The organism is Pseudomonas sp. LBUM1679, from assembly GCF_059695565.1.
In genome coordinates this window covers 4,370,019-4,385,564 of sequence record NZ_CP166774.1, presented here as the reverse complement: position 1 = coordinate 4,385,564, position 15,546 = coordinate 4,370,019, and the positions used below count along the sequence as shown (strand labels likewise).

General features: G+C 59.8%; 14 protein-coding genes. 7 read left to right on the top strand and 7 right to left on the bottom strand.

Annotated features, from left to right (window positions below; all coding sequences use genetic code 11):
* Positions 1-16 precede the first annotated feature (16 nt).
* The 3 genes from ACA062_RS19910 to ACA062_RS19900 form a co-directional block, all read right to left on the bottom strand.
* A complete protein-coding gene (locus tag ACA062_RS19910; protein WP_497452631.1) occupies positions 17-1,159 on the bottom strand; it encodes an RHS repeat-associated core domain-containing protein in 1,143 nt (380 codons plus the stop codon).
* Positions 1,160-1,531: 372 nt separating this feature from the next.
* The gene (locus ACA062_RS19905; protein ID WP_497452630.1) at positions 1,532-1,894 is read right to left on the bottom strand and encodes a DUF6124 family protein; all 363 of its coding nucleotides are present in this window, start codon (positions 1,892-1,894) and stop codon (positions 1,532-1,534) included.
* Positions 1,895-2,448: 554 nt separating this feature from the next.
* Complete coding sequence (locus ACA062_RS19900) at positions 2,449-3,348, bottom strand: LysR substrate-binding domain-containing protein (protein ID WP_497452629.1); 900 nt, start codon at positions 3,346-3,348, stop codon at positions 2,449-2,451.
* Between the two features lie 208 nt (positions 3,349-3,556).
* Here ACA062_RS19900 and ACA062_RS19895 point away from each other — a divergent pair, with 208 nt between their 5' ends.
* The 3 genes from ACA062_RS19895 (at position 3,557) to ACA062_RS19885 (ending at position 5,997) form a co-directional block, all read left to right on the top strand.
* Complete coding sequence (locus ACA062_RS19895) at positions 3,557-4,609, top strand: aldo/keto reductase (RefSeq protein WP_497452628.1); 1,053 nt, start codon at positions 3,557-3,559, stop codon at positions 4,607-4,609.
* A gap of 153 nt (positions 4,610-4,762) precedes the next feature.
* On the top strand, positions 4,763-5,560 hold the full coding sequence (locus tag ACA062_RS19890) for an SDR family NAD(P)-dependent oxidoreductase (protein ID WP_497452627.1): 798 nt from the start codon (positions 4,763-4,765) through the stop codon (positions 5,558-5,560).
* A gap of 26 nt (positions 5,561-5,586) precedes the next feature.
* Positions 5,587-5,997, top strand: coding sequence for an SRPBCC family protein (locus ACA062_RS19885; RefSeq protein WP_128870918.1), 411 nt, complete (start codon positions 5,587-5,589; stop codon positions 5,995-5,997).
* Between the two features lie 135 nt (positions 5,998-6,132).
* Here ACA062_RS19885 and ACA062_RS19880 read toward each other — a convergent pair whose 3' ends face one another.
* Together ACA062_RS19880 and ACA062_RS19875 are read right to left on the bottom strand one after the other, a co-directional pair.
* On the bottom strand, positions 6,133-7,527 hold the full coding sequence (locus ACA062_RS19880) for a sensor histidine kinase (protein ID WP_497452626.1): 1,395 nt from the start codon (positions 7,525-7,527) through the stop codon (positions 6,133-6,135).
* On the bottom strand, positions 7,505-8,188 hold the full coding sequence (locus tag ACA062_RS19875; RefSeq protein ID WP_128870114.1) for a response regulator transcription factor: 684 nt from the start codon (positions 8,186-8,188) through the stop codon (positions 7,505-7,507). Before ACA062_RS19875 ends, ACA062_RS19880 begins: the two co-directional genes overlap by 23 nt.
* A 418-nt stretch (positions 8,189-8,606) precedes the next feature.
* On the opposite strand from ACA062_RS19875, the gene ACA062_RS19870 reads away from it, so the two are divergent.
* Positions 8,607-9,539 (top strand): hypothetical protein, encoded by a 933-nt coding sequence (locus ACA062_RS19870; protein WP_497452625.1) that lies wholly within the window; start codon positions 8,607-8,609, stop codon positions 9,537-9,539.
* 281 nt (positions 9,540-9,820) lie between these two features.
* Here the strand turns inward: ACA062_RS19870 and ACA062_RS19865 are convergent, their stop codons facing one another.
* Both ACA062_RS19865 and ACA062_RS19860 read right to left on the bottom strand, forming a co-directional pair.
* Complete coding sequence (locus ACA062_RS19865; RefSeq protein WP_497452624.1) at positions 9,821-10,432, bottom strand: glutathione S-transferase; 612 nt, start codon at positions 10,430-10,432, stop codon at positions 9,821-9,823.
* A 75-nt stretch (positions 10,433-10,507) separates the two neighbouring features.
* Positions 10,508-11,425: a MurR/RpiR family transcriptional regulator gene (locus ACA062_RS19860; protein WP_497452623.1), complete on the bottom strand. Its 918-nt coding sequence runs from the start codon at positions 11,423-11,425 to the stop codon at positions 10,508-10,510.
* Between the two features lie 310 nt (positions 11,426-11,735).
* Here ACA062_RS19860 and ACA062_RS19855 point away from each other — a divergent pair, with 310 nt between their 5' ends.
* The 3 genes from ACA062_RS19855 (at position 11,736) to iolB (ending at position 15,530) form a co-directional block, all read left to right on the top strand.
* Positions 11,736-13,673 (top strand): bifunctional 5-dehydro-2-deoxygluconokinase/5-dehydro-2-deoxyphosphogluconate aldolase, encoded by a 1,938-nt coding sequence (locus ACA062_RS19855; RefSeq protein WP_497452622.1) that lies wholly within the window; start codon positions 11,736-11,738, stop codon positions 13,671-13,673.
* Positions 13,674-13,830: 157 nt separating this feature from the next.
* A complete protein-coding gene (iolE, locus tag ACA062_RS19850; protein WP_497452621.1) occupies positions 13,831-14,724 on the top strand; it encodes a myo-inosose-2 dehydratase in 894 nt (297 codons plus the stop codon).
* Positions 14,721-15,530, top strand: coding sequence for a 5-deoxy-glucuronate isomerase (gene iolB, locus ACA062_RS19845; RefSeq protein WP_497452620.1), 810 nt, complete (start codon positions 14,721-14,723; stop codon positions 15,528-15,530). The genes iolE and iolB overlap by 4 nt, the downstream gene beginning before the upstream one ends.
* Positions 15,531-15,546 lie beyond the last annotated feature (16 nt).

Genomic DNA, 15,546 nt, shown 5'->3' with positions numbered 1-15,546 from the left:
CAAAGATCGCCAATTTTTATTGTCTGATTAGCGTTCTGCTCTGATTATTTTTGCTGCTGTATTGGGACGAACTCCAAGGATCCGTCCTCTCTTCGCCGCCTTTTTTTAAGTTGCGGTAAGCGTATGGCGACTTTTTGATTAGGCCGCTACGAGAAAACGCGACATGGGCTTTTCTGAGATTTATGTGATCAATTGCTGGGTTCATGGCTGGAACTGTGCCATGTTTATAATATGCTTGTAGTTGTTCTCCAGGGATTTGACTGTAAGCCGACTCTTGGAGGCTAAACATGCTTCTGTCGGATTTTATATATCTATGGTCGGTTGTTTGCAACATTCCACTGCTATACCGTATCTCGGCGCTTGCCCCAGTTTCTTTGCCGTTGGAGTAAGTTGTCACTACAGTTGCCGATTTTATATGGCGACTGAATGGATCTAAGGGGTAAGTATCTATCCGGCTGGTAGAGATTACAATGTCAGATTCAATCGTCATGCTGAGGGGGAATATCTTTTCAGGTCCACTCATATGAGAAAATATTTTTCCACCTCCATTCATATAAGTTTTATCCTTCGCGCCCATAACGCCCAGAAATTTTTTAAATGTATTGGAAAGAAAATTTGGGAGCGCAATGTTTCCACTTGGGTCGTGCAGATTGATGGGGTCCCCCAAGCAATACGCATATGAATTCACACCTCCCTTGCCAAATGGGCTCAAACTGTCCGGACTGTTTAATCGCATCAACGCCGGATTAAACGCCCGATACCCATTCCCCAATAAATAATGACCGGTCACCGGATCGGGCCGTTCGCCATTGAACCCTAACAGGCTGAGCAATCCATTTTCAGGACGACGATGGCCATAAGGCGAATAGGCAATGGACTGTGGTGGATGATCGGCTTTGAGTGTATGCAATACCGAACGCTGCTGATCGATGGCCAGCAACGTAGAATCGAGTACTTCGCCCTCAACCCACTGTTGCGCCAATAGCAGGTCATCGTGCTGGACGATTGAATGCTTCATCGCGCCCTGTATTTCGGTGGTCAAACGGCTTTTGCAATAGAAGCGCTGCCGCTCAGAAGTTTGCGGCAGTGTGTGACCGGTCAGTCGATCCAGGGGATCATATCTATAACGGCAGAGCAATGTTTCCCGTTGAGATTGCATGAGGATTGCTCCGAAGGTCCGCAATAGTTGCAGCAAGTATTTACCATTTTGCAGTGGGTTGGGTACTAGCAGAACTGATAGGTTGCTGTTTGGTAGTCAACAGGGCACAAGCCTGACAAGCGATATGAAAACCCGGATTGGTTAAGAAAAAATCAAGCATTGAGCGGTAGAAGTTCGATGCGGACACTGTGGGAGCGAGCTTGCTCGCTCCCACAGTGGGCTGGTGTGAACTCAGATTTAATGACCAGCAGAGATCCTTGTGGGAGCGGCGGTGCGACGATTCGGCTGGCCCGCGATGGCGTATGACAGTCGACAACGATGTTGAATGTGCCGGCCTCTTCGCCGGCAAGCCGGCTCCTACAGGTTTTGCGTCTAGCCGGGTGGATCGAGTTGATCCAGCGCCCGGTTCACCGCCAGCTCGCCCAGCATGATGACTTGCGCAATGCCCAACAGGGAGTTGCGGCTTGGGCCGTCCATATGGTCCGCCAGGTCCATGGCCATGACGTTGGCCGAGGCCAGCGATTCGCAGGCATGGGCCAGCAGGGTTTCGGTATCGAGCTGCGGGTTGACGATGAACATGGTGCCGGGTGTGCGCGGGGTGGCTTTGATGTCGGCGGGGGTATTGAGGTGAAAATCGAGGGCGCGTTCGGCGGCTTCGTGGCGTTTTTTTGAATCGAGGTTTTCGTACGGGGATGCCGGATCGGTGTCCGGCGGGTTGGGGGTGACTTTGAACATGGATGGAACTCCTAGAGAATTGGAGCTGCCACCATTCGCTGCGAAACGAAAAAAGGTGGCAACTGTACGCGGGTTCGCAGACCAGGACTCTAGGAACCCGGCAGACCCGAAGGTCTCCCGCGCACAGCCGCCATGACATGAGTGACAGACCTGATAAAGCGTCTGCTCACGGACGGTAGACGTTGTGCGTCCAGAGTTTACCCAGGCTGCGAAACCCGATCACTGATGGGCAGTGACGGGAATCAAGTTACCGAGCGGCCCCAAGGCGCACAAGCCGGCGGATTCTGGCGTAACGGTAGGCAACGGCGCAAGGCACTGTAGCTTTCGTGAAGTAACCTACAAGGTCTTTAAAAAAGCGCCGTCGGGCGCTGTTTAATGCGCGAATTTCGCGACAAAAAGACATCTGCCGGATAAGCACGGACCTGTGGGAGCGGGCTTGCCCGCGATAGCGGAGTGTCAGTCGACATAACTGTGTCTGTCAGACCGCCATCGCGGGCAAGCCCGCTCCCACAAGGACTGCGTATAGCTGATGGGCATTGGATCACCCTGCTTTTTTATGTGGCCGACGCTGGCCCGGTCAATACTTTCCTGAACGTCTCCACCAACGGCCGCAGATTGATCCGGTGCCACGCCGCCCACAGTGGTGTGGTGAAGGCAATCCACGGCACCTCCCGCAAGACCACGCCCGGTGGCGCATTGCGACTCAAGCCTTTCTGGATCATCGCGATGCCCAGCCCCGACGCCACCAGCCCCAGCGCGGTGAAGGGCTCGGTGGCCTCCATGCGGATGTCCGGAGTAAAACCGGCGCGGATGCAGGCGCTGACGAAGTCGTCGCGGCTGGCGCAGTTCTGGCGGTGTTGCACGCCGATCCATTCCTGATCGGCCAGGTCCGCCGGGGTCAAGGTTGTCTGCTGCGCCAAAGGATGATGCTCGGGCAAGGCCAGCAGCATCGGGTCGTCCAGCACCTGGAAACCCAGCAGGTCCGGATCGTCGGCGACGGGCGGTTCGCTGACCAGGGCGATATCGAGACTACGCTGTCGCAGGCCTTCAAGCTGTTCGGCGGAGCTCAGGTTGTACAGCGCGACGTGCACGTTCGGCCGGTCGACCCGCAGCACCCGCAAGGCGTTTGGCAGCACCCCGGCATGCATGGCGTTTTCGATGTAGCCGATGCACAGGCCGCCTTCTTCGCCGCGACCCAGGCGCTTGCCGAGGGATTCCAGGCGGTTGGCGTGGGTCAGCAGGGCGCGGGTTTCGGCGAGGAAGGTCTGGCCGTCGCGGGTCAGGCGAATGCGCTGCTGGCTGCGTTCGAACAGGGTCAGCCCCAGGCGCTCTTCGAGCTGGGCGATCTGCCGGCTCAGGGGCGACTGGGAAATGTGCAGGCGTTCGGCGGCTCGACCGACGTGTTCTTCTTCGGCGACGGCGACGAAGTAGCGCAACTGGCGGATGTCGATCATGTCAGACCTCTGGGGACTCAAGTGCTGCGCATTATGTCTTGGACGGTCCGATCATCGCAATCTAGGATTTGCTCATCGGCAAGGCAACACAAACCGTTTTGTGCGAGTCGGCTTGTTGGAGATAGCGGATCGTCCGGTAGTAATTGTGGCGACTGTTCCAGCGTTTTCGCCGGCAAGCCGGCTCCTGCATATCCAAGAGGATTCACTTATGAGCTTGAAAGACAAACTGCCCGGCACCCTGGGTTTTGGCACCGCACCCTTGGGCAACATGTTCCGCGCCATTCCAGAAGAAGAGGCGATGGCCACCGTGCACGCCGCCTGGGATGCCGGCGTGCGTTACTTCGACACCGCGCCGTTTTACGGTTCTGGCCTGTCGGAGATTCGCCTGGGCGCCGCGCTGGCCCAGTACAACCGCGACGACTATGTTCTGAGCAGCAAGGTCGGTCGGGTGATTCTCGATGAAGTCGAAGACGCCTCGGCCCGGGACCTGGGCGAGAAGAGCGGGGTGTTCGAACACGGTCGCCCGAACAAAATCGTCAACGACTACAGCGCCGACGCGACCCTGCGCTCGATCGAAGACAGCCTCAAGCGCCTGCAAACCGATCGCCTGGACATCGTCTGGGTGCATGACATCGCCCAGGACTTCTATGGGGATCAATGGCTCGAATATTTCAATCAGGCCCGCACCGGCGCGTTCAAAGTGCTGACCCGTTTGCGCGAAGAAGGCGTGATCAAGGGCTGGGGCCTGGGCGTGAACAAGGTCGAGCCTTGCGAGCTGACCCTTGATCTGACCGAAGCGCAGCCAGACGGTTTTCTGCTGGCGGGGCGCTACACGTTGCTCGATCACGACCGTGCCTTGCAGCGACTGATGGACGCGGCGCTGGCGCAGAACGTCGAGATCGTTGTGGGTGGTCCGTACAGCTCGGGCATTCTGGCCGGTGGCACGCATTTCGAATATCAGAAGGCCAGTCCGGCGATCGTCAACAAGGTCGAGCAGATCAAACGCATTGCGGCCGCCCACGGTGTCGACATCAAGGCGGCGGCGTTGCAGTTCTCCCTGGCGAACCCGGCGGTGGCAGCGGTGATTCCAGGTTCCAGTCGGCCGGGCCGAATTGCCGAAGATGTGGCTGCGTTGTCGGCGGTGATTCCTGCGGCGTTCTGGCAGGCGATGCGCGAGGCTAACCTGGTTTCTGAGCGAGCGCCGTTGCCAGGTCAAAAGATCGCAGCCTTTGGCAGCTCCTACACAGGGGATGCAATATGAAAGATCAAAAGATCGCAGCCTTCGGCAGCTCCTACGCAGGGGATGCAATATGAAGATCAAAAGATCGCAGCCTTCGGCAGCTCCTACGCAGGGGATGCAATATGAAGATCAAAAGATCGCAGCCTTCGGCAGCTCCTACACAGGCGGTGCGCTATGAAGATTGAATTGAGCGGGAAACTGGCGATTGTCAGCGGCAGCACCGCCGGCATTGGCCTGGGCATCAGCAAGGCATTGGCCGAGTCCGGTGCCACGGTGGTGGTGATCGGCCGCGACACGGCCAAGGTCGAGCAGGCGCTGGCGAGCATTCGCCAGCAGGTGCCCGGTGCGCAGCTACGTGGGCTGACGGCTGACCTCGGTACGGCTGAAGGCGCGGAAAAACTGTTCGCCGCCGAACCACGGGCCGACATTCTGGTGAACAACCTTGGAATCTACGACGCGGTGGATTTCTTCGACACGCCCGATAGCGAGTGGACGCGCTTCTATGAGGTCAACGTGATTTCCGGTGTACGCCTGTCCCGGCAATACGTGCCGGACATGGTCAAACAGGGCTGGGGGCGGGTGATTTTCCTGTCTTCGGAATCCGGGATCGCGATCCCCGCGGACATGCTCAACTATGGCGTGACCAAAAGCGCCAACCTGGCGGTGTCCCACGGACTGGCCAAACGGCTGGCGGGCACTGGGGTAACGGTCAATGCAATCCTGCCGGGCCCGACGTTGACCGACGGCGTGGAGCTGATGCTCAAGGATGCCATTGCCGCGTCCGGTCGCAGTGTTCAGGAAGAAGCCGACGACTTTGTGCGCAAGTCGCGGCCGACGTCGATCATCCAGCGCGTGGCGAACGTCGAGGAAGTGGCGAACCTTGTTGCGTATATCGCTTCGCCGCTATCCTCGGCCACCACCGGCGCGGCTCTTCGAGTCGACGGCGGTGTCGTCGACAGCATGGCGATCTGAACCTATTGATCAAGAGAGAACAGTACATGGCAACTGCATCAGCGTTTATCGATATTCCGGCTTCGGCCGATCAGGTCTGGCAATTGATCGGCGGCTTCAACTCGCTGCCGGACTGGCTGCCGTTCATTCCCCAGAGCGAACTGAGCGAAGGCGGGCGGGTGCGCAGTCTGCAAACGGCGGATGGGGCGGTGGTGGTGGAGCGGCTTCAGGCGTTTGATGACGCGGCGAAAACTTATAGCTACTCGATTGTGCAGGCACCGTTTCCGGCGACCGACTATCTGGCGACGCTCAGTGTTGAAGCGCAAGGGCAGGGCGCACGGGTGACCTGGTCGGGGCGGTTTGCGCCGGTGGGGGTGAGTGATGAGGAAGTGGTGGCGCTGTTTACCGGGATTTATCAGGGTGGCCTTGAAGCTCTGCGGGCCAACTACCCAGCCTGACAACACCACAAATCCCTTGTAGGAGCTGGCTTGTCGGATCGCCGCACCGCAGCGAAGGCGGAGTGTCAGTCGATATCACTTTGACTGACACTCCGCCTTCGCGAGCAAGCTCGCTCCTACAGGGGATCTATGGCGCTAGGTCTGGGGAATCAGGCTCTGCCGGCAATCGAGCACCAACCGCGCCCCACCCAGTTCACTGCTACCCACCTCCAGCGAAAACCCGTGCAGGCTGACAATCGCCGCGACGATCGACAGCCCCAGCCCGAATCCGCTTTGCGGGTTGCCTCCTTCGGCGCGGTAGAAACGCTGGAATACCGCTTCCCGTTCGCCTTCTGGAATTCCGGGGCCTGAGTCAAGCACTTCGATTCGCGTATGCCCACCTTCATCGACCCCACGCAAAATCACCTCGCCACCGGGCGGTGTGAATTTGATTGAGTTGCTCAGCAGGTTCGCCACCGCCTCGAACAACAGCGCCCGGTCGCCATACAGTGGTGGCAGTGAATCAGGCAATTGCAGCTGGAAACCAAGCTCACCTTCTTCCGCCAACGGCAGATAGAACTCGTGCAGTTCCTGCAACAACGGCCGCGGATCCAGCTGCACGAAACCGGAACGCCGCTGGCGGTCTTCCAGCTCGGAAATGCGCAGCAATCCGCGAAAGCGTGCCATCAAGGTGTCGGCCTCGGCGAGTACCGAATCCAGTTGCGCCGCCTCCCGGGAGCCTTCGCCCGACTGTTGCTGCATGCGGTACAACTGCGCGCGCAAGCGGGTCAGCGGGGTGCGCAGGTCATGGGCGATGTTGTCGCACACGCCCTTGACCTCGTTCATCAACCGTTCGATGCGCTCGAGCATGGCGTTGACGATGGCAGCCAGCATGTCCAGTTCATCGCGGCGACTGGACAGCGGCAAGCGTCGGGTCAGGTCGCCGGCGACGATCGCTTCGGCGCTGGCCTGGATCCCGCGAATACGCCGCAGGGGGCGGCGGCGCAACAGATGCCAGCCGACGATGCCCGGGACAATGGTCAGGGTCACGCCCCAGAACAACGCATGGAGAATGATCCGGGTCACGGCAAACAGCGAACCGTTGTCCCGCAGCAGCACCAGCCAGCGACCGTCCCTGGCCTGGGTCGCCACCGCGTCGCAGCTGTCGTTGGGCAGGGTCGGGTCGTCGGAATCGGCGCAGTCGCTGAGCATGTGAATCTTGCCGTCCAGCGGCAGCCCTTTGGGGATATGGCGCAACGCGCCGCTGAGGTAGCGATGCTGTTCATCGAACAGGCCGTAGGCGTCGAGGCCGCGAATGTCGAAGGTCATGCTGACGGCGAGGGCGTCGACCAGTTGTTCGCCGGAAAAACGCGAGAACAAGTGCTGACGTTGCATCAGCGAGTGTTTGGCCAGGTTGTCCAGATAAGCGGACACCTCGTAGTACATGACCCCCATGAGAATCCCGCTCCAGAGCACGAACAGCGAACTGTAGAGCGCCAGCAACCGGCTGCTGGAAGAGCGCCAGCCTTTAGAGGGGTTCGGCAATGACATAACCCGAGCCTCGCACGGTGCGAATCAGTGGGACATTGCCGGGCGGGTCGATCTTCTTGCGCAGACGGCCGATGTGGACGTCGATCAAATTGGTGCCGGGGTCGAAGTGGTAACCCCAGACTTCTTCGAAAATCATCATTCGCGACAGGATCTGCCCGGTGTTGCGCATCAGGAATTCCAGCAGCTTGTACTCGGTGGGCAGCAAGGTCAGCAGCTGCCCGTTGCGGCTGGCTTCGTGGCTGATCAGGTTCAGTTCCAGGTCCGCCACCCGCAGCGTGGTGGCCTGGGCGGTCACGGTGTTCTGTCGGCGCAGCAACACTTCGACCCGGGCGGCCATTTCATCGGTGGCAAAGGGTTTGGTCAGGTAATCGTCACCCCCGGCGCGCAAACCGCGCACCCGCTCATCGACATCGGAGAGGGCGCTGATCATCAGGATAGGCGTGGCCACGCCCATGGTCCGCAGGGTGGTGACAATCGCCAGGCCATCGAGCTCGGGCAACATGCGGTCGAGGGTGATCAGGTCGTAGTCGCCACTGACCGCGCGCGCCAGACCCTCGCGGCCGTTGTCGACCCAATCCACGTCGAGGCCGTGGCTGCTCAATTCGGCGACGATTTCCCGGGCGGTCACGGCGTCGTCTTCGATGGTCAGGATGCGGGTCATGGGATGGGCCTGTCTGGAGTTCACAACGTTGCGTGGCATTTTGCCAAGAAATGATCGCAGGCTTACTAAATAAAACTTCATGTGAGTCGAAAAGATCAAAAGATCGCAGCCTGCGGCAGCTCCTACGCCGACCCCATACGACCATAATCCTGCGGGTGTTCCAAATTCCCCTGTAGGAGCTGTCGAGCGAAGCGAGGCTGCGATCTTTTGATCTTGCCTTTAATGACTCTGCCTTGCAGGCAATGCATAAAACCCGCTGCTATTGCCCGTTCCTTGCAAATTGCATGGATATAGGAAGTTCAATATTTATAACCTATTGAAATTAAACGACTTATTCAAAATTAGCGACTGGCACGGTGACTGCACTTCTTCATTCGAAGAGTTGTAACACCATCTTTCTGCCTGGAGCGATAAAACAATGAATAGATCCCCTGATGGTTTCTATCCTGCCGAATACGAATCGAGCTCGCGCTCTGGCGTGTCCTGGGGTGCCATCTTCGCCGGTGCTGCAGCGGCGGCCGCGTTGTCGCTGATTCTGGTGCTGCTTGGCTTCGGCCTGGGTTTTTCGGCGGTGTCGCCGTGGGCCAACGAAGGCGTGAGTGCCAAGGGCTTGGGCATTTCCACAATTGTCTGGCTGGCGTTCACCCAGATCGTTGCCTCCGGCCTTGGCGGTTATATCGCCGGTCGCCTGCGGGTGAAGTGGGCGAACATGCATGGCGATGAGGTGTATTTCCGTGATACCGCCCATGGCTTCCTGGCCTGGTGCGTGGCGACGCTGGTGACGGCGACGCTGATTGTCGGCTCGATCAGCAGCATCGTCAGTGGCGGTGTGCAGGCCGGCGCCAGTGTGGCCGGTGGTGCCGCCAGTGCCGTGACTCAAGCGGCGAGTACAGCGGCGGGCAATACCGACAGTGACCAGTACGGTTACTACATCGACAGTCTGTTCCGCGATGATCGCCCGGCCGCCGTCAGCGATGATGCCGCCCGTGGCACCGTGACCCGCATCTTCGTGCGCAGCCTGAGCGACGGCCAACTGTCCGCCGAAGACCGTACCTACCTGGCGCAACTGGTCGCCCAGCGGACCAACCTCACTCAAGCGGATGCCGAACGTCGTGTCGATGAGGTCTATGCACGTACGCAGAAAGCCGTAGCCGACGCCAAGCTGGCTGCCCAGCAAGCCGCTGACACCGCTGCGAAGGTGGCTGCAATGACCGCGCTGTGGATGTTCGTTGCACTGCTGATCGGTGCGTTTTTCGCCAGCTTCGCGGCAACCTTCGGTGGTCGTCGTCGGGATGCGGTCGAGTATCTCGACACTGACGCTTACGTATCCACTTCAGTCCCTGTTCGTTAACCCAGGAGAACTCCCATGCGCTCATTACTGCTGTTGTTTCTTGGCATACCGATCCCGATCATCATCCTGATCGCTCTGTTTACCTGATACTACTGAGGCTTGTGCCTCTGCCGCTTCTGCCTCTGGTGGAAGCGGCGTTTTGCGTTTAGGGGGAATATCAAAGTCAAAAGATCGCAGCCTTCGGCAGCTCCTACAGGGGATTGCGTACACCCGCTGGATTACGGTCGTACGCGGTCGGTGTAGGAGCTGGCGCAGCCTGCGATCTTTTGATCTTCAAACCATCACTCGATAGGCGTATCGACAAACACCTCAAGCCCCTCGGCATACGCGGTAAATGCACTGATCAGCGGAAACCGCGCGGCCTCCACCTGATCCGGCACCACCAGGTTGGTAAAACTCCAGGCCACTGCCAATGTAATCCCGTCCTGGGCAATGGAACCGTCTGTCTTCAGCGACCGCAATTCCAACTCTCGCTCCAGTGCCGAATACGCCGCCGCCAGTTGTTCTTCGACCCGTTCCACCCAGGGTTCGAATTGAATATGTGCCGGCCGCAGGTTGCGTTCGTAGTACAGCTGCACGGATTTCTCGCAGGCCACCAACCCCAAACCAATCACGCGCAATGCGCGCAGGCGTTGATCGAGGTCGCCGGGCACCAAGCTCTTTCCCGGACCGGCCAGCGCTTCGAGGTAGTCGATGATCAGCGTCGAATCCACCAACACTTCACCGTCATCCAGCACCAGCGTCGGCGCCTTGACCACCGGGTTGATCTGCCGGAATTGCTCGAAGTGACGAAACACCGAAACCGACTGATGTTCCAGGTCTATCCCTAAGCATTTGGCAGAAATGGCGACGCGTCGCACGTAGGGCGAATCCAGCATGCCGATCAACTTCATTGAACCTCTCCTTCGATGGCCATTTCGGGATGGACAACCTTAGCTGAGGTTCAGCGCGCTGCAACCGTCTTCGCGCTAATCCTCGAAACCCACCTGCTCGTGAATCTCATCGACCTTCAATTCCAGTCGGTACGCCACGGCGATGAACAACGCCTGGCACAGGCACAACGTCGCACTCAATGAGCGGAAGGCAAACGAGCTGCCCTCATTGACCAGCAGCACGGTGTTGGCGCGCTTGGCCAGGGGCGAGAGGTTGCTATCGGTGATGATCAGGGTTTTCGCCTGATGGTGCTGGGCGATGCGCAGGCAGTGCTGGGTTTCTTTGCCGTAGGGCGTGAAGCTGATGGCGATCACCAGGTCATTGGCGCGCACGCTGCGCATCTGCTCGCGGTAGCTGCCGCCAAGCCCGGAGACCAGATGGATGCGCTTGTTGGTGTGCTGCAGGTTGTAGACCAGGTAATCGGCCACCGCGAAGGAGCGGCGCACCCCGACCACGTAGATGTTGTCGGCGTTCACCACCAGGTCCACGGCCTTGTCGAAGGCCTGGTCATCGAGTTCCAGCCCGAGGCGTTCGATGCCCGACAGCGTCGCGTTGATGCACTCGCGCGCGAGGTCGCCGCCGCTGGCCTTCTGCGACTTGTTGGCGATCATGCTGCGGATGCGCTGCTGGTAGTTCTGCACCGGCGTGGTCTTGTGGGTATAGGCCTCGCGAAACAGCGCCTGCATCTCGCTGAACCCACTGAAGCCGAAGCGCTGGGAGAACCGCACGATCGCCGATGGATGCACTTCGCATTCCCGGGCGATGTCGCTGATGCGGTCGACCATGATCCGGTCGCTCTGCTGGCTCATGTAGCTGGCGATGCGCTTGAGCTGGCGCGGCAGGCTCTCGTATTCCTCGGTGATCAGCGCCAGCAGGCGCTCGGCATTGATCGGGGGGCCAGGATCGCTCACGGGCGTGCTCTCGGTCGTGACCGGCTGATCGGTGCGGGACATAGGAAATCCTTCTGGCTTGTTCTTATAGAGATGACTTATCAGGTCATCCCCTGACAATAGGTTGGCTGTGCGCAGTCTACAGGGTAGGCCCGAGTAAAATCTTGAGCTTGCCGTCGGTAGGGGCTTGCTGAAACGATGCACCGTGCCTGGAACGCTTGTACCAGAGTTTATTGGAAAAAATATTCCACGTAAAAAATATTTGGAATAATTATTGATTGTTTGGCCCCGGACGTTTTAGTCTGCACCCACCAAGAGTGTTCGGCGCGGTCATCGCCCCGGACGCAGGCTGATAAAAATAACAGGAGCCAGCATGGGCCAGACTCGTTTTGCCAGTGGGCGTCAATTGGATCTGATTTGCCTCGGGCGCCTTGGCGTCGACCTCTATGCGCAGCAAGTCGGGGCGCGACTGGAAGATGTTTCAAGCTTCGCCAAGTACCTCGGCGGCTCGTCCGCCAACATCGCGTTCGGCACCGCCCGGTTGGGGCTCAGGTCGGCGATGCTGAGCCGGGTAGGGGACGACCACATGGGCCGCTTCCTCGTGGAATCACTGACCCGTGAAGGCTGTGATGTCAGCGGCATCAAGGTCGATCCGGAACGCCTGACCGCCATGGTGCTGCTGGGCCTCAAGGACCGCGAGACCTTCCCTTTGGTGTTCTATCGCGAGAACTGCGCCGACATGGCACTGCGGGCCGAAGACATCAGCGAAGCCTTCATCGCTTCCAGCAAAGCCTTGCTGATCACCGGCACCCATTTCTCCACCGACGCCGTGTACAAGGCGAGCATCCAGGCCCTGGACTACGCCGAAAAACACCACGTCAAACGCGTGCTGGACATCGACTATCGCCCGGTACTCTGGGGCCTGGCCGGCAAGGCGGACGGTGAGACCCGTTTCGTCGCCGACCAGAACGTCAGCCAGCATGTGCAGAAGATCCTCCCGCGTTTCGACCTGATCGTCGGCACTGAAGAAGAATTCCTGATTGCCGGCGGCGCCGAGGATTTACTCACCGCGCTGCGCAACGTCCGGCGGCTGAGCGCGGCGACCCTGGTGGTCAAGCTGGGCCCGCAGGGCTGCACAGTGATTCACGGCGAGATCCCGGCACGTCTGGAAGACGGTGCGATTTATCCCGGGGTGCGCGTGGAAGTGCTCAACGTGCTGGGCGCCGGCGATGCGTTCATGTCGGGCTTCCTCAGCGGTTGGCTGGAGGACGCCAGCGATGAGCGTTGCTGCCAGTTGGCCAATGCCTGCGGCGGCCTGGTGGTGTCGCGCCATGCCTGCGCCCCGGCGATGCCGACCCGGGCCGAACTCGATTACCTGTTCAACAGCCCGGTGCCGATTACCCGGCCGGATCAGGACGTCACCCTGCAACGCCTGCATCAGGTCAGTGTGCCGCGCAAACAGTGGAAGCAATTGTTCATCTTTGCCTTCGACCATCGCTGGCAACTGGTGGAACTGGCCCACAAGGGCGGTCGCGACCTCAACGCCATCAGCGAGCTCAAACAACTGTTCATCCAGGCCGTGGAGCGGGTCGAAGCCGATCTGCGCGGGCAAGGCATCGACGCCGATGTCGGGCTGCTGGCCGATCAACGCTTCGGCCAGGACTCGCTGAACGCCGCCACCGGTCGCGGCTGGTGGGTGGCGCGGCCGGTGGAGGTGCAAGGGTCGCGGCCGTTGGCGTTCGAACACGGGCGCTCCATCGGCACCAACCTGATTGCCTGGCCGCAGGAGCAGATCATCAAGTGCCTGGTGCAATTCCACCCGGACGACGAGCCGATGCTGCGCCTGGAACAGGAAGCGCAGCTCATGGGTTTGTATCAGGCGTCCCAGGTCAGCGGCCACGAACTGCTGCTGGAAATCGTCCCGCCCAAGGATCATCCCTCAAAGCACCCGGACGTGCTGTATCGCGCACTGAAACGCCTCTACAACCTGGGCATCTACCCGGCGTGGTGGAAGATCGAAGCGCAAAGCGCCAAGGAGTGGAAACAACTCGACGAACTGATTCAAGAACGGGATCCGTACTGCCGTGGCGTGGTGCTGCTGGGCTTGAATGCACCGGCAGCGGCGTTGGCCGAAGGCTTTCAACAGGCCAGCCAGAGCCAGACCTGCCGCGGGTTTGCCGTGGGTCGGACGATTTTTCAGGAACCGAGCCGTGCGTGGCTGGCCGGGGAAATCGATGATGAGACGCTGATTTGCCAGGTGCAGGGGACGTTTGTCGAACTGATCGATGCCTGGCGCAAAGCCCGCGCTTGACGCGACACCCCAACCCCTGTGGGAGCGGGCTTGCCCGCGATAGCGATCTACCTGACACATCAATGTTGAATGTGCTGCCGTCATCGCGGGCAAGCCCGCTCCCACAGGGTTTTTTGTCGTTCCTACTGATTTGTGTAAAACAATAAAAGGTGCAGCCATGCCCGCTATCCGAATTGGCATCAACCCGATCTCCTGGAGCAACGACGACCTGCCGGCCCTCGGTGGCGAGACGCCGCTGAGCACCGCTTTGAGCGAAGGCAAGGACATCGGTTACGAAGGTTTCGAACTCAACGGCAAGTTCCCCAAGGACGCCAAAGGCGTTGGCGATGTGCTGCGCCCGTATGACCTGGCGCTGGTGTCCGGCTGGTACTCCAGTCGCCTGGCCCGGCGTTCGGTGGCCGAGGAAATCGACGCCATCGCCAGCCATGTCGAGTTGCTGGCGAAGAACGGCGCCACAGTGCTGGTTTATGGTGAAGTCGCCGACTCCATCCAAGGCCAGCGCATTCCACTGGTGGAGCGTCCGCGGTTCCACACCGAGCAGGCGTGGCAGGCGTACGCCGACAAACTCACCGAACTGGCACGTTTCACCCTGTCCCAGGGCGTGCGCCTGGCCTATCACCACCACATGGGCGCCTACGTCGAATCCCCGGCGGACATCAACAAACTGATGGCGCTGACCGGCAGCGAAGTCGGCCTGCTGTTCGACTCGGGCCATTGCTACATGGGTGGCGGCGAACCCTTGCACGTGCTGCGCAAACACATCGAACGCATCTGTCACGTGCACTTCAAGGACGTGCGCAAGCCGGTGGTGCAACTGGCGCGCAACGACCTGTGGAGCTTCCCCGACTGCATCATCAACGGCACCTTCACCGTGCCCGGCGATGGTGATATCGACTTCGGCGCCTTGCTCGACGTACTGCTGGCCGCCGATTACCACGGCTGGCTGGTGGTCGAAGCCGAGCAGGATCCGGCAGTCGCGCCAAGTTATGTCTACGCCAAGAAAGGCTACGACACCCTGCGTGCGTTGCTCGACGAGAGGATTGCGCGATGAGCCTGCTGGTCAAGAGCAATGCCAGTGGCCGGACCATGGTCGAACTGGGCAAAGGTGAGCTGGAATACGTCGGCTTCGCGGCCTACCGCTTGAGGCTGGGCGAAACCCTGCCGGTCTCGGCCGGTGATAAGGAACTGTGCCTGGTGCTGCTCAGCGGTCGCGTCAGCATCAAGGGCGAAGCGCCGGGGCAGGGCGCGTTCGACTGGGACAACATTGGCGATCGGCAGTCGGTGTTTGAAGACAAGTCTCCGTTCGCCGCCTACTTGCCGCCCGGCAGCCAGGCCCAGGTGGTCGCCCTGAGTGATGTGCAAATCGCCGTGTGCGCGGCGCCTGGTTCGACCACCGAGACCCACGGCCCACGCCTGATCACACCCGACACCATGAAGCGCAGTGTGCGCGGCAAGGGCGCCAACACGCGCTACGTCTGCGACATCCTGCCGGACACCGAACCCGCCCATTCGCTGCTGGTGGTGGAAGTGCGCACGCCGTCGGGGCATTCGTCGAGCTATCCGCCGCACAAACATGACACCGATGACCTGCCGCACCAGAGCTTTCTCGAAGAAACCTATTACCACCAGATCAACCCGCCCCAGGGCTTTGTGTTCCAGCGGGTGTACACCGACGACCGCAGCATCGATCAGGCCATGGCCGTGGAGAACAGCGATTTGGTGGTCGTGCCCAAGGGCTATCACCCGGTCAGCGTGCCCTACGGCTACGAGTCGTATTACCTGAACGTGATGGCCGGGCCGAAACGCGTCTGGCAGTTCCATAACGATCCGCAGCACAGCTGGCTGTTGGATCTCTGAATGTCTACTTCCACAC

Bases quoted from the DNA above. Each gene is read 5' to 3' on its own strand.
- ACA062_RS19910 (WP_497452631.1), bottom strand. From the start codon at position 1,159: ATGCAATCTCAACGGGAAACATTGCTCTGCCGTTATAGATATGATCCC.
- ACA062_RS19905 (WP_497452630.1), bottom strand. From the start codon at position 1,894: ATGTTCAAAGTCACCCCCAACCCGCCGGACACCGATCCGGCATCCCCG.
- ACA062_RS19900 (WP_497452629.1), bottom strand. From the start codon at position 3,348: ATGATCGACATCCGCCAGTTGCGCTACTTCGTCGCCGTCGCCGAAGAA.
- ACA062_RS19895 (WP_497452628.1), top strand. From the start codon at position 3,557: ATGAGCTTGAAAGACAAACTGCCCGGCACCCTGGGTTTTGGCACCGCA.
- ACA062_RS19890 (WP_497452627.1), top strand. From the start codon at position 4,763: ATGAAGATTGAATTGAGCGGGAAACTGGCGATTGTCAGCGGCAGCACC.
- ACA062_RS19885 (WP_128870918.1), top strand. From the start codon at position 5,587: ATGGCAACTGCATCAGCGTTTATCGATATTCCGGCTTCGGCCGATCAG.
- ACA062_RS19880 (WP_497452626.1), bottom strand. From the start codon at position 7,527: ATGTCATTGCCGAACCCCTCTAAAGGCTGGCGCTCTTCCAGCAGCCGG.
- ACA062_RS19875 (WP_128870114.1), bottom strand. From the start codon at position 8,188: ATGACCCGCATCCTGACCATCGAAGACGACGCCGTGACCGCCCGGGAA.
- ACA062_RS19870 (WP_497452625.1), top strand. From the start codon at position 8,607: ATGAATAGATCCCCTGATGGTTTCTATCCTGCCGAATACGAATCGAGC.
- ACA062_RS19865 (WP_497452624.1), bottom strand. From the start codon at position 10,432: ATGAAGTTGATCGGCATGCTGGATTCGCCCTACGTGCGACGCGTCGCC.
- ACA062_RS19860 (WP_497452623.1), bottom strand. From the start codon at position 11,425: ATGTCCCGCACCGATCAGCCGGTCACGACCGAGAGCACGCCCGTGAGC.
- ACA062_RS19855 (WP_497452622.1), top strand. From the start codon at position 11,736: ATGGGCCAGACTCGTTTTGCCAGTGGGCGTCAATTGGATCTGATTTGC.
- iolE (WP_497452621.1), top strand. From the start codon at position 13,831: ATGCCCGCTATCCGAATTGGCATCAACCCGATCTCCTGGAGCAACGAC.
- iolB (WP_497452620.1), top strand. From the start codon at position 14,721: ATGAGCCTGCTGGTCAAGAGCAATGCCAGTGGCCGGACCATGGTCGAA.